General features: G+C 69.8%; 13 protein-coding genes and 1 pseudogene. 3 read left to right on the top strand and 11 right to left on the bottom strand.

Annotated elements, in window-relative coordinates:
• Window positions 1-7: 7 nt before the first annotated feature.
• On the bottom strand, window positions 8-1048 hold the full coding sequence (locus tag AFR_RS23775) for a FecCD family ABC transporter permease (RefSeq protein ID WP_023363583.1): 1041 nt from the start codon (window positions 1046-1048) through the stop codon (window positions 8-10).
• Window positions 1045-2112 (bottom strand): FecCD family ABC transporter permease, encoded by a 1068-nt coding sequence (locus tag AFR_RS23770; protein WP_023363582.1) that lies wholly within the window; start codon window positions 2110-2112, stop codon window positions 1045-1047. The genes AFR_RS23775 and AFR_RS23770 overlap by 4 nt, the downstream gene beginning before the upstream one ends.
• 101 nt (window positions 2113-2213) lie before the next feature.
• On the opposite strand from AFR_RS23770, the gene AFR_RS23765 reads away from it, so the two are divergent.
• Window positions 2214-3269, top strand: coding sequence for an iron-siderophore ABC transporter substrate-binding protein (locus tag AFR_RS23765; protein ID WP_023363581.1), 1056 nt, complete (start codon window positions 2214-2216; stop codon window positions 3267-3269).
• 47 nt (window positions 3270-3316) lie between these two features.
• On the opposite strand, the gene AFR_RS43850 is transcribed toward AFR_RS23765, so the two are convergent.
• The 5 genes from AFR_RS43850 to AFR_RS23740 all read right to left on the bottom strand — a co-directional run bounded on the left by AFR_RS43850 (window position 3317) and on the right by AFR_RS23740 (window position 6607).
• Complete coding sequence (locus AFR_RS43850; RefSeq protein ID WP_023363580.1) at window positions 3317-3712, bottom strand: DUF2750 domain-containing protein; 396 nt, start codon at window positions 3710-3712, stop codon at window positions 3317-3319.
• Window positions 3713-3757: 45 nt separating this feature from the next.
• Window positions 3758-4405, bottom strand: coding sequence for a class I SAM-dependent methyltransferase (locus AFR_RS23755; protein ID WP_023363579.1), 648 nt, complete (start codon window positions 4403-4405; stop codon window positions 3758-3760).
• 44 nt (window positions 4406-4449) lie between these two features.
• Window positions 4450-5460 (bottom strand): alpha/beta fold hydrolase, encoded by a 1011-nt coding sequence (locus AFR_RS23750; protein WP_023363578.1) that lies wholly within the window; start codon window positions 5458-5460, stop codon window positions 4450-4452.
• Window positions 5461-5474: 14 nt separating this feature from the next.
• Window positions 5475-6290, bottom strand: coding sequence for a polysaccharide deacetylase family protein (locus AFR_RS23745; RefSeq protein ID WP_023363577.1), 816 nt, complete (start codon window positions 6288-6290; stop codon window positions 5475-5477).
• A 131-nt stretch (window positions 6291-6421) separates the two neighbouring features.
• Window positions 6422-6607, bottom strand: a complete 186-nt coding sequence (locus AFR_RS23740) for a hypothetical protein (protein WP_023363576.1) — start codon at window positions 6605-6607, stop codon at window positions 6422-6424.
• An 81-nt stretch (window positions 6608-6688) separates the two neighbouring features.
• On the opposite strand from AFR_RS23740, the gene AFR_RS23735 reads away from it, so the two are divergent.
• Window positions 6689-7942, top strand: coding sequence for an IS701 family transposase (locus AFR_RS23735; protein ID WP_023358104.1), 1254 nt, complete (start codon window positions 6689-6691; stop codon window positions 7940-7942).
• A 241-nt stretch (window positions 7943-8183) separates the two neighbouring features.
• Here the strand turns inward: AFR_RS23735 and AFR_RS23730 are convergent, their stop codons facing one another.
• From AFR_RS23730 to bglS, 4 genes and pseudogenes are all read right to left on the bottom strand, one after another.
• The gene (locus tag AFR_RS23730) at window positions 8184-9314 is read right to left on the bottom strand and encodes an IS30 family transposase (RefSeq protein ID WP_238547125.1); all 1131 of its coding nucleotides are present in this window, start codon (window positions 9312-9314) and stop codon (window positions 8184-8186) included.
• Window positions 9315-9452: 138 nt separating this feature from the next.
• A pseudogene (locus AFR_RS47970) lies at window positions 9453-10376 on the bottom strand (IS481 family transposase); the annotation flags it as partial.
• Window positions 10377-10512: 136 nt separating this feature from the next.
• Entirely contained in the window at window positions 10513-11490 is a 978-nt protein-coding gene (locus tag AFR_RS23720) for a S66 peptidase family protein (protein WP_023363574.1), read from the bottom strand.
• Between the two features lie 45 nt (window positions 11491-11535).
• Window positions 11536-12312, bottom strand: a complete 777-nt coding sequence (bglS, locus tag AFR_RS23715; RefSeq protein WP_023363573.1) for a beta-glucanase — start codon at window positions 12310-12312, stop codon at window positions 11536-11538.
• Window positions 12313-12409: 97 nt separating this feature from the next.
• On the opposite strand from bglS, the gene AFR_RS43845 reads away from it, so the two are divergent.
• The gene (locus AFR_RS43845) at window positions 12410-13240 is read left to right on the top strand and encodes an alpha/beta fold hydrolase (protein ID WP_023363572.1); all 831 of its coding nucleotides are present in this window, start codon (window positions 12410-12412) and stop codon (window positions 13238-13240) included.
• Window positions 13241-13247: the final 7 nt, after the last annotated feature.

The following is a 13247-nucleotide window of genomic DNA, read 5'->3' as shown; positions in this document are numbered from 1 at the left end:
TCGATCCTCATCCTCGGGTGCGTCGTTCGTGGAACAGCAACCAGGTCAGGTAGACACCGCCGAGCGCGGCGGTGATGATGCCGACCGGGATGTCGTTGCCCGGCATCGCATGCTGCGCCGCCCAGTCGCCCGCGGTGAGCAGCGCGGCGCCCATCGCGGCGGCGGGCAGGATCCCGGCGTGCGGCGAGCGGGCCAGCCGCGCGGCCAGCGGTGGTGCCGCCAGTGCCACGAAGGCGATCGGCCCGGCCGCCGCGGTCGCCCCGGCCGACAGACCCACCGCGGCCAGCGCCAGGACCGCCCGGCTCCGTTCCACCGGTACGCCGTGCAGCACCGCGATCTCGTCGCCCAGCGCCAGCATGCTCAGGTGCCGTCCGTAGTACAGGACCAGCGGCAGCAGCACCGCGAGCGCGACACCGACCAGCACGACCTCGGTCCAGCCGCGACCGTTGACGCTGCCGATCAGCCAGACCTGTGCGGCGAGCGCCTCGTCGAGCCGGCTGCGGTAGATCAGGTAGGAGTTCGCGGCCTCCAGCAGCGCGGAGACGCCGATACCCATGAGGATGAGGCGGAAGGGCTGCACACCCCGGCGGAAGGCCAGCAGGTAGATCGCCACCGAGGTGAGCAGGCAGCCGACGATCGCGCCGGTGGCGACCTGGATCCCGCCGCCACCGAGGATCAGCATGACCACGAGCGCGCCGGTCGCGGCACCCACGGTCAGGCCGACAAAATCGGGGCTGCCGAGCGGATTGCGCGTCAGCCCCTGGAAGATCGTGCCGCTCGCTCCCAGCGCCGCACCGACCAGCAGCGTGATCAGCACCCGGGGCAGCCGCAGCTCGTAGACGATGAAGTCGGTGCCGGCGTCACCCCGCCCGGCCAGGCTGCGCAGCACGTCCGCGACCGGCACCGGGAAGTCGCCACTGGTCAGGTTGACCAACGCGACACCCAGCGCGACGAGCAGCAGCACGACGCCGACGATCAGTGCGCGCAGATGCACCCGGACCGAGAGGCCCCCGCCGCGCAGCACGACGCGCGTGCCCTGACCGCTCACAGGACACTCAGCCGGCGCCGGCGGCACAGCGCGATGAACAGCGGCGCACCCAGGAAGGCTGTGACCACACCGACCGGCAGCTCGGCCGGCGCCACCAGCACCCGGCCCAGCACGTCCGAGCCGAGCAGCAGCGCCGGGCCCAGGACCAGCGCGTAGGTGAGGATCCAGCGGTGGTCGGAGCCGACGATCATGCGGGCGGCGTACGGGACAGCCAGGCCCAGGAACCAGATCGGCCCGGAAGCGGCGGTCGCGGCGCCGCACAGCAGGGTGACGGTGAGGATGCCGAGCGCGCGGATCCGGCCCGGATGCGCCCCGAGCGAGGTCGCGGAGTCGTCACCCATGCTCAGGGCGTTCAGCTGGCGGCCGAGGACGAGGGCCAGCACGATGCCGGCCAGCAGGAACGGCATCACCTGCAGGATCGTGGCGGTCTCCCGATCGGACAGCGAACCCACGTCCCAGTGCCTGTACCGGTCGAACGCCTCACGCCGGGTGACCAGGACGGCCCACACGATCGCGCCGAGCACCGAGGTCAGCGAGACACCGGCCAGCACCTGGCGTTCCGGGGTGGGCGCCTTGCCCGAGCCGCCCAGCGCGAACACCGCGGCCGAGGTGATCGCGGCGCCGGCGAAGGCGAACCAGACGTAACCGGTGGCGGAGGTGACGCCGAGGAAGGCGATCGCGAGGACCACCGCGGTGGCGGCGCCGAGGTTCACCCCGAGCAGGCCCGGCTCGGCGAGCGGGTTGCGGGTGAGGGCCTGCATGACCGTACCGGCCAGGCCGAGCGCGGCGCCGACGCCGATCCCGAGCAGGGTGCGGGGGAGGCGCAGCTGGTGCACGATCACGGATTCGGCGGAACCGTCCTCGTGCCACAGCACCCGCCAGACCGTGCCCAGACCGATGGTGCGGCTGCCGATCGCGATGCTCAGGGCCACCGCGGCGACCAGGACGACAACGCCGATCCCGAGACCGATCCAGCGGCGCCGCGTGCGGGAAGCGGACCGGCGCGCGGCACTGTCCGGTGGGACCGTCCGCTCCGCCAGGCCTGCGCCGGTGCCCTGCGTCAACGTGCGCTCCGTCCATCCCGCTCGTGGTCTTAGGTGAGGCTAACCTACACTTCCCTCGAGGTCATCCGGTGGAGGGGCCTCACCAGCAGAGAGGATCAGCCGTGCGGCTACTTTCGATCCGGCGGACCGCCACGGTGGCGGCCGCCGGACTCATCCTTTTCCTTGCCGCCTGTGGCCCCAACAACGAGGCGGACGACACCCCCGCCGGCGGCAGCTCCTCGGCCGCGGCGGCGTCCGCGTTCCCGGTGTCCATCGAGAACAAGTTCGGCACCACGACCATCCCGGCCGAGCCGAAGCGCATCGTCACCGTCGGCCTGGTCGAACAGGACGCCCTGCTCGCCCTCGGTGTGGTCCCCACCGCGACGACCGAGTGGTTCGGTGAGAAGCCCGGCGCCGTCTGGCCCTGGGCCGAGGCCGCGCTCGGCAGTCAGCCCAAGCCGCAGGTGCTGACCAACACCGACGGCATCCAGTTCGAGAAGGTCGCCGCCCTGCGCCCCGACCTGATCCTGGCCGTCTACTCCGGTCTGACCGCCGCGGACTACGCGACCCTGTCGAAGATGGCCCCGACCGTCGCCCAGCCCAAGGACTCGGTCGACTACGGCGTCTCCTGGCAGGACCTGACCCGTACGGTCGGCACTGCCGTCGGCCGCAAGGACCAGGCCGACAAGCTCGTGACCGACACCGAGGCCCGCTTCGAGACCATCAAGAAGGACAACCCGTCCTTCGTCGGCGCGACCGCCATGATGGCCACCACGTGGGAGGGCTACTACGTCTACGGCCCGCAGGACCCGCGCGGCCGGCTGCTCACCGACCTCGGCTTCAAGCTCCCCGACGGCCTCGGCGAGGTCACCGGCAAGGAGTTCGGCGCCAACCTCAGCAAGGAACGCACCGACATGCTCGACACCGGCCTGCTCATCTGGCTGGTCGACAGCTACGAGCCCGACAAGAAGAAGGTCCAGGCCGACCCGCTGTACGCCAAGCTCAAGGTCAAGACCGAGGGCCGCGACATCTACCTCGAGAACGAGGAACTCGTGGGCGCCGCGACCTCGTTCATCTCGGTCCTGAGCCTGCCGTTCCTGCTCGACAAGCTCGTGCCCCAGATGGCCGCCGCCGTCGACGGCAACCCCGCCACGGCCGTGGTCCGCGCCACCGCCTGACCCTCCCCGGTACGGGTGACGGGCGCAGACCCGTCACCCGTCCGCGATCAGTTGAGCCGCAGGGCGGCGGTCATCCGCGAGTGGAACTCCGCCAGCGTGAGCACCGCCGCGTTGTTCTCCTCGACCGGGAAGATCGCGATGTCGGCGCGGTCGTCCTCCAGCTGCGGCAGCCACTCCTTCAGGAACACGTCCGCCGCGATCCGGATGGCGTGCTCGCCCGGAACGTCACCCTCGTTCTCCAGCCGGGCCACCGTGGCGTGCGGCCAGATCGGCAGCAGCGTCCGGCGCCGGGCATCCTCGGTGAACAGGATCTCGTCCTCGTCACCCCAGACCCACAGCTCGCCCCGCCCGGCAATGACCTCGAACGTCCGGGCCACCCGCGCCGCGTCGTCGAGCCCGCGAAGCCGTTCCGCCTCACCGCGCGAGATGTCGTCCGCTGCCACTTGACCTCCGCCGTCGTCCGCCTGCGTACGGCAGCGATGCTATCGCTAGCGGTGTGCGACGCCCGCGATCTGGGTGTTGAAGGGCAGGAACGGGCCGTGGAGGCGGTACGGCTGGAGGTCGGTCCGGGTGAAACCGGCGGCGCGGATCAGTGCGGCCAGGTCGCGTTCGCACGAGCAGCCCTCGAACGTCCACGCCCACGGCCGGCGCACGGCTCGCTGGACGGCGCGGGTCGGCGTACCGGAGGGGGCGGCGACGTGTTCGACGAAGCGGAAGGTGCCGCCGGGCCGGAGGATGCGGCGGATCTCGGTCAGGACCCCGGCGGGGTCGGCCACGGTGCACAGGACGAGGGACGAGATCACACAGTCGGCGCTGTCGCCGGGGAGGCCGGTGCTCTCGGCGAGACGCTCACGCAGGTCGAGGCGGACGTCGTGGCGTTCAGCGGCGGCCCGCAGCCGCCGGTGCATGGCGGCGTTGGGTTCGACGGCGATGAGCGTCGATCCGGGTCGCAGGTAGCGCAGGTTGGCGCCCACGCCCGAGCCGAGCTCGACCACCGCCGGGGGCAGGTCCGCGAACACCCGCCGCTTGTGCTGCCGCAGGCTCCGTTCGAGGTAGGGGCCCAGCAGACTGAAGAACGCGGCGTTGAAGGGTCCACGGACCCGGTGCGGCTCGAAGCCGGTCCTGATGTCGGTCACCCGCAGAACTCTGCCCCGATCCGGTCGCCGGGTCAGGCGGGGAACTACCCCACTTGGGCGGTCCACCACGCGGCGAGCTGGGTGCGGGAGCGGAGTCCGAGGCGTAGGCGGATACGTTCGACGTGGCCCTCGGCCGAGCGCTCGGTGATGCCCAGGCGCGCCGCGATCTCGCGGTTGGTGCAGCCCTGGCTGACCAGCTCGGCCACCTCCCGCTGGCGGGCCGTCAGCCCGCCGGTGCGGTGCCGGGGCGCACCCAGGCCGAGGAAGCGGCGGACCACGCGGACCAGCTCGTCGCGGTCACCGGCGTAGGGCAGGTGCGACCGGCCGGGCAACCGGACCAGTTCAGCGCGCGGGATGCCGGCGGCGAGGACCTCGGCCTGCGAGAGGGGAGCCGCGCGGTCCCCGGTGCGGTGCACCACCAGCGTCGGCGCCCGCACGTGGTCGAGGCGATCACGCACGTCCAGCTCGTAACTGAGCGTCAGCAGCTCCCGGGCGGTCGCGGCACTCGACGACTCCCGCTGGTAGCGGGCCAGCTCGGCCCGGGTGGAACGGTCGGCGTCGGGCGCGAAGATGTCGGTGAGCACCTCCGACCCCAGCCCCCAGTGCGAGGCGATCAGCCCCAGGACATGCTCGCGTACGCCCGGAGGCGAGAGATCGGCGCCGTGGGCCCAGCCGCCGTAGAGCACGAGGCGCCGGACGGTCGCCGGACGAGCCGCGGCCCAGGCCACGGCCACCGGTGCGCCCATCGACGTGCCCATCAGGTCGAACGGCTCGTCCAGCACCGCCGCGATCGCCGCCAGCTGCTCGAGCTCGAACTCCAGGGAGGCCGGCCGGTCCACGACCGCTGACAGGCCGCACCCTGCGCGGTCGTAGCGCACGAGCCGGCAGCCCCGCGCCAGCGCCTCGTAGAGCGCACGCTCGGCCGGCAGCTCCCAGCCGCGTTCGAGGTGGGTGAGCCAGCCCATCACGTAGACCAGCGGCCGGCCCGCACCGGCCGAGGCGTACGCCACGGTGGTGCCGTCGGCCAGCTCCACCCGGTCGAGCCGCTGCTGCACCCTGCGATTGTCCGTCAGAGGGCGACGAAGTGGAGGCCCCGCGCCTTGAGGGCGGGGATGATCGTGCGGAGGGCCTGGTAGGTCTGCGACCGGTCGCCGCCGCCGTCGTGGCAGAGCAGGATCTGTCCCGGACGGGCGGCCAGCATCCGTCGTTTGATCGCCGCGGTGCCGGGGCGTGACCAGTCCCGGGGGTCGGTGCTCCAGTCGAGGGGGAGCAGACCGGCGTGGGCGGATTCCTGCAGGACGGCCGGTGACCAGTCGCCGCCGGGAGAGCGGAAGATCTTGGGCGTGTAACCCGTGGTGTCGTGGATCTTCTCCTGTGCCCGGTGGATCTCCTTGCGGATGCGGGCCCGGGACTTGCCGGCCAGGGCCGACGGGTGGCTCCAGGTGTGGTTGGCGAGCTGGTGCCCGGCGCGGATGACCGACTTGGCCACCGGCTCGTGCCCGAGGACCTGGTTGCCGATCATGCAGAACAGCGCCGGTACGTGGTGCTTGTCCAGCAGCCGCAGGATCTTCGGTGTCCAGACCGGGTGCGGCCCGTCGTCGATGGTCAACGCGATCGCGTCACCCGGGAACGGGGGGACCGTGGTGGCCCGCCGGAAGTCCGCGAGGGTGTGGACCGGGTGGTGCTGCGCCCGCATCGGCGCGGTGGCGCTCTCGGTCGGAGGCGTCCGTGGCTGCGTGGTCATTCGGTGGCCCGCCAGCGAGCCTGCACCGATCGTCGCGGTCGACGCGGCGCCGGCCAGCAGCGTCAGGCCGGCCGCACCGGGCAGAGCCGTCAGGAGCCGCCGCCGGGTGAGGATCGGCCGGTCGGTGGGCCTGCCGGGCATCAGGAAACCTCCGCTGTTCTCGGCGGAGCCGCCCCGGCGGTCCGCCGTGACGTCAAGATCGATCGGGCTGACAACGGGCGAAGCTATCAGGAGCCGTCAAACCTCCACGCACCGTGAGAATCCGAGCGCGATCAGAGACCGAGCCCGTCCAGCAATTTGATGATCGCATTGGTCTTGGGAGCGCTTCCCTCGCCGGCGACCCGGTCGCCGGCGAGCAGAGCGATCACCTCGTCGACCTTGGCGACGACGTCGGACCGGCCGGCGTCCGCCGCGGCCTTCCTCAGCTCCGCCGCCAGACGCAACAACGTGGTGTCCATGGGTCTCAACCTAGTAGTGCTTTGTCATCTTTTGGGTGGGTGACGGTGACATATCAATGCTGATCTTGGTGTCCTGGAGGGATGGACACTGCTGAGGTTCAGCAACTGGCCGATGATCTGGACGCGTTCGTGGCGGATGTGTTCGCTTCATTGACCAGGTCGCGGTGGCAGGAGCGCGCCGAGCATTACCTGCGCGGTCTGATGTTGGACGGTCGTCGCAAGTCGATCCAGCCGATGGCGGCCCGGCTTGCCGGGCCGCACGAACAGGCGTTGAACCATTTCGTCACCAACAGTCCGTGGGATGCCGCGTTGGTGCGCCGACGGCTGGCGGTGCGGATGGACGAGGCGATCGTCCCGGCTGCGTGGGCGTTGGACGACACCGGCTGGCTCAAATACGGTACCGCGTCGGTGGGTGTGACCCGGCAATACACCGGCACGGCCGGGAAAGTGACCAACTGCCAGATCGGAGTCAGCCTGAACCTGGTCACCGACACCGCGTCGTGCCCGGTCGACTGGCGGCTGTTCGTTCCCGAGTCCTGGGACCCGGCCAGCGACAAGGCCACCTCCGAGACCCCCGAGCGCCGCCGCAAAACCGGAATGCCGGACGACGTCGTGCATCGCGAGAAGTGGCGTCTGGGCATGGACATGATCGATGAAGCCCGCGGGTGGGGGCTGACGCCGCCGTTGATCGTCGCTGATGCCGGTTACGGCGACGCCGCTGAGTTCCGCCAAGGTCTCGAGGACCGGAACCTGAGCTACGTCGTCGGCGTGAACTGCGCGCATACCGCTTTCACCATCGACGCCCAGCGCACCTCACCCCCGTATAAGGGTGCTGGCCGGCGGCCGCCGCTGATCTACCGGCAAGCCGCACCCGGCCTCAAAACCCACGTCTTGGCCGCCGGCCGCGACGCGACTCGCAGGGTCACCTGGCGCGAGGGTTCACGCCGCCGGGCCGGCAAAGCCCGGAAGATGGGCGGCAGTTTCGTGTTCCTGCGGCTGCGTCCCGCCAGCCTGGTGCATCGCCGGGCCGTCGGCTTCGACGAAGACCTGCCCGTGCGGTGGCTGATCGCCGAATGGCCACCCGGCGAGCCGGAACCGACCCGCTACTGGCTGTCGAACCTGCCCGCCACGACCCCATATCGGCACCTCGTCAGGCAGGCCAAGCTGCGCTGGCGCATCGAACACGACTACCGCGAGGTCAAAACCGGGCTCGGCCTGGACCACTACGAAGGCCGCACCTGGCAAGGCTGGCACCACCACACCACCCTGGTCTCCGCCGCTCACGCGTTTCTCACCCTGCAACGCCTGGACCCAAAAACCCGTGCGCCGGAATGACTCTCTACGCCGTACTCCGACGCCTGCAACACCTGCTGGCCCGCCTCATCGGCACCTGCCCGACCTGCCAAACCCGCTTCCCGCAACGAAAAGCCCGCGCGGGAAGAGGACCATGACAAAGCACTACTAGGTGTGATGTCCAGCGAGGTTGTTCAACCGGGTGATCGGTGGGACTTTGCCGATGGCGGTGTGGGGCCGGTGGTGGTTGGGCGGTCTCTGCGGAACATCGCAACAGGCCTGGTCAGTGGACGGCCGGGAAGAGCTTAGCGAGTTGCTGGGCCGGGGTTGTCCAGCCGAGGCATCGACGTGGTCGGTCATTGAGTTGCTTCGCGATCTGCGCCAGGTGCTCAGCGTCGTAGGCGCCGAGATCCGTGCCTTTGGGAAAGTACTGGCGTAGCAAGCCGTTGAAGTTTTCGTTGCTGCCTCGCTGCCATGGGCGGCCCGGCAAGCAGAAGTAGACGGGTACTCCCGTCGCGGTGCTGAACTCGTGATGGCGGCCCATTTCGCCGCCTTGATCCCAGGTCAATGTGCGAGCCAATCCGGCGGGTAGCTTGCGGAAGAGCTTGATGAGCGCGTCACGGACCTGACCGGCGTTATGTCCCTCGGGCAGGTAGATCAGCACGGCGTAACGGGTGCTGCGCTCGATCAAGGTCCCGATAGCGGATTTGTTGTTCTTGCCCAGGACCAGGTCGCCTTCCCAATGCCCCGCGACGCTGCGGTCGTTGGCCTCAGCGGGTCGCAAACTGATCGCGTGGCCGGCCTCGACGAAGTGAGTGGTCCGCTGATCAGCGCGCCGCCGACGGCGTCGCTTGAGCCGTCCGCTACGCAGCGGACGACGTGGCGCCGCTCGAGTCAAAGGATGATCTGGCCGGTAGAGGGCCTGGTAGATCGTCTCGTGACAGATCCTCATCGCCGGCTGGTCCGGGAAAAGGCCGGGAAGCACGTTGCTGATCTGCTCCGGGCTCCAGCGATCGGCGAGGCGCTGCTGAACGAACAGTCGCAGAGAGGAGTCGGCCGCGAGTTTCCCGGCCTTGGGCCGGGCGCGGCGGGCGCGGGCGCGTTTCTGGGCCCGGAATGGATGGTATTTGCCGGTCTCCGGGTCGCTGTTGCGCTTGATCTCACGGCTGATGGTGGAGGGTTGCCGGCCGAGCGCGGTCGCGATGCCGCGGATGCTAGCCCCGGCCCGGTACTGGTCGGCGATAGCGACGCGCTCGTCTTCGGACAAGAACCGTTCAGAGATCTGCACGGACGCCATGATCGGCGAGTAGGTGCGAGTGGATCCGTCAGGGTTCTTGACCGTACGCCCGTAACGCCAGTAGATGCCGGTGCCTCGGCCAACTCCGACGATCCGGCACGCCTCGGAATTGTTCATACCCTGGGCCATCAACCGTAGGTATTGCTCACGCTTCTCGATCTGGGGTAGTCCACCCGGAGTGCCGGGCGGACGAGGCTGCATAACCACAGCAACTCCTGGAGGTAGCAGGCGTTGCAACCACCGCTAGAGACCGCCGTTGTAGTCGTGCAGGAAGGCCGGTAGGGCAGCGCGGCGGGTCTTTTCGCTGGTGTAGAGCTTGGCGAAGGCCCAGCCCTCGGCGAGAGTTCGGTGGAATCGTTCGATTTTGCCGTTCGTCTGTGGCCGGTAGGGGCGGGTTTTCTTCATGGTGATGCCGAGCTCGGTGCAGGTGTCGCGCCAGAGATGTGATTTGTAGGCCGAGCCGTTGTCGGACAGGACCCTGCGGACGGTGACCCCGCGGACGCTGAACCAGGTGACGGCGCGGCGTAATACGCCGGTCGCGGTAGTGGCGGTTTCGTCGTTGTGGATTTCGGCGTAGGCGACGCGGGAGTGGTCGTCGATGACGGTGTGGACGTAGGCGGTCCCGACGTGCGGAACATAGTTCTTGCCGCGGGTGCCGGTGCGGCGGGCGGTGTTCTGCCGGTTGCGGTCGCCTCGGGCCTTGCCGAGGTAGCGCCAGCCGCCGCCGTCCGGGATGTTGCCGAGCTTTTTTTGACGTCGACGTGCAGCATGTCGCCGGGCGCGCAGTGTTCGTAGCGGCGGATCGTCTCGCCGGTGGTCCGGTCGAGATGGCTCAGACGGTTCGCCTGGTGGCGGGTCAGGACGGCGTGCACGGTCGAGGCGGCCAAGCCGAGTTGGTCAGCGATCGGGACCGGGCCGAGCCGGCGTTTACGGCGCAGATGCAAAATTTTTGCGGACCATCGGTGCCGGGGTCCGGTTCGGCTGGCGGTGCGGCCGTGACGTGCGGTCGGTCATGCCGGCTTCGCCTTCGACGCGGTAGCGGGTAGCCCACTTGGTCGCGGTGCGCCAGGACACGTCATAGCGTTCAGCTGCTCGTGCGGGTGACCATCCGTGGTCCACGATCAGACGCGCCAGCCGCAATCGCGCCCGTGGGGTCAGCGCGGCGTTAGCGTGGGACATGAAGGCCTCCAGCCTGGTCAGTGGGTCCTAGACAGCTCCACTGCACCGTTAGAGGCCTTCATCTGTTCACACATCCGGTCACGATCGTCAGATCGAGTGGTCACAACCCCTCGACCAACGTCCCCGAACATCACACCTAGGGGTGGACCGCCGGTTCGAGCAGCGAAAGAGTCCGCTGCCCGGCGTCGAGGGCGACACGGACGCCGACCGGCATCGGCAGATTGGCGCCGGCGTGCCCGACCTCGACGTTGCCGAGGACCGGGATGTCGCGGTCGCCGAGCACGTCGAGGACGATCTCGGCCAGGGTGGGTGACGAGCCGTCCGTGCCGAGCCCGTCGACCGCCTCGGGGATGCCCACGACCATGCCCGCGATCCGGTCGAGGATCCCGGCGTGCCGCAACACGTGCAGATAACTCCACACGTACGCGGCCTGGCCGCCGAACTCCTCCCAGAACAGCACCGCACCGTCGAAGCGTTCGAGCGGCAGGGCGTACGGCGTTGCCTGGACCAGTGCGATGCGGTTGATGACTCCACCGATCAGCGGGCCCTCGGCACGACCGGGCCGCCAGCACTCCCAGGACGGGGTGGTGGGCAGCGGGCCGATCGGCTCCGGGCTGGTCAGCAGCGCCGAGTAGAGCCGTTCGAGTTCGGCCCGGCGTGTTGCGGGCAGGTGCCGCCAGGACCCGCCGAACCCGGGTGTGGCCATGTCCGCGTGGAACCCGACCAGGCCCGTCCGGGCGTGGATCACCAGGTGCAGCAGCGAGACGTCGCTGTACCCGAGGATCGGCTTGGGGTCGGCGGTGATCGCGTCGAAGTCGATGAGGTCGAGATAACCGAGCGCCGTCTGGCCGCCGTCGTGCGCGACGATGGCGCGGACCTCGGGATCGCGCAGCAGAGCGTTGAACTCCGCGGCGATCTCCGCCGGTGTGGCGGCACTCCACCAGCGGTGCCGCCCCGTTTCGAGCAGCGGCCCCCGGCGTACGCGAAAGCCCATCCCCTCGAGGACGGCCACCGCTCGGTCGAGGTTGGACTCCCAGACGGCGTGGACCGGCCCGGAGAGCGACGCGATGACAACCAGATCTCCGGGCTTCAGGGCGCGGGGTTGCAGCAGCATTGACGCAGCGTGCCAACTCGCGCACCGGCCTGCGACCCATTTAGCTCAGTAACGGGTGTACCGGACGGAGTCGTAGCGGGCTGTCAGCGGCGTACCGGGGTAGGAGAAGGGTCCGAGCCAGCTGTCCACACCAGTGCCCGGCCAGAGGTTCATCATGATGCGCTGCGGGCGCGTCGGGAGCGGCCCGCGGGACCCGTTCTCCTGGTGCACGAGCCGCCCGTCGACGAACCAGTTGATGGTGCCCTGGTTCCACCACTCGATGGCGTAGTCGTGATAGCCGGCCGCGGCATCGAAGCCGAGGTTGATGATGGTCTCGTGCCCGCCGACGCCGTTGGTGAAGTAGTTGGTCTGCATCTGCGTGGTGTTCTTGCCGAGGATCTCGACGTCGATCTCGTCCCACGGCTGCCCGTCGCTGGGCCCGGTGTAGGTGAAGAACGAGGTCACGGTGCCGGACCGCTTGACCGCCTGCATCCGCGTCTCGAACCGCCCGTACGAGAACAGGTCGTTGGTGCGGTACTCGCCGGAGGCGTAGGGCTTGCCCGAACAGCCGCCGGGGCAGGATGCGGTGTCGAGGTTGGTGCCCATGACACCACCGTTGAACCAGACGTGGTCGGCGCGCCAGCCGACGTTGAACATGCCGCCGTTGCTCCAGCCGTCCGCCTTGTGCCACCGGCCGGTGGCGAAGCCGTCGAGATTGTCGACGAAGCTGCCACCGATGGCGGCCTGTGCGGGTGCGCTGCTGACCGGTGCCGCCACGGCGGTGACCACACCCAGGGTGGTCAGTGCCAGCGCCACGACGATGCGAGATCGGGACCAGAGCATCGAACACCTCGAATCGGTAACGTCGTCGTCATTCCCCGGCAACCTTGACCGGTTAATCGACGGATGTCAATGGAGGGCCGCATGGGAGAATCCTGGTGTGGCTGACGAACCGACACGGCGGACGATCGCCGGGCTGACCTGCGCCGAATGGAATCCCGGCGGGGAGACGACCGTCCTGGCCCTGCACGGTCTGACCAGCACGTCCGAGGTGTGGTCCCGTCTGGCCGCGGCCCTTCCGGGCGCACGTGTGGTCGCACCCGACCTGCCCGGGCGGGGCGGTTCGGCACACGTGATCGCCGGTCCGGGCCTGGCCGGTCACGCCGCGGCCGTGATCGCCCTCGCCGACGATCTGGGCCTGCGGGACGTGACGGTGGTCGGCCACTCGATGGGCGCGTTCCTGGCCCCGCTGGTCGCCCGGTCTCTGGGTGACCGGGTCCGCCGGATCGTCCTGGCCGACGGCGGCATCAGCCCCGACCCGAGCCCGCTGCTGCGAAAGCCGGTGGTCCGCACGATCTTCCGCGTGCAAGCAGCGGTCCTCGGCCGGCGCTGGCGCAGCGCCGACGCCCTGGTCGACGCGATCGAGGGCAAGGCGGTACGCGGACGACCCGAGTTGCGGCCCATGGTCGTCGAATGGGCCGCCTACCTGCTCGACGAGCACGGAAAGGCGCGACTGGACCGTCGCCGCCTGGTGGCCGACGGGGCCGACACGCTCGCGGGTGAGCCCACGCTCGGCGCCGTCCGCGACCTCTCCGCCCCGGTGCACCTGCTGGCCGCGAGCCACGGTGCCCACGACGGGTCCGCGGCCTTCCTCAGCGACGCCGCCCTGTCCCGCGCCGCGGCCCTGGTGCCCCGCCTGACCAGCGAACGCGTCGACGCCAACCACGTGACCCTGCTGGCCAACCCGAAACTGGCCGCCGCCGTGCGGTGACGCCTTT

The organism is Amorphoplanes friuliensis DSM 7358 (genome assembly GCF_000494755.1).
GTDB classification, from domain to species: Bacteria; Actinomycetota; Actinomycetes; order Mycobacteriales; family Micromonosporaceae; genus Actinoplanes; species Actinoplanes friuliensis.
This window is presented reverse-complemented; position numbering and strand designations above follow the sequence as displayed.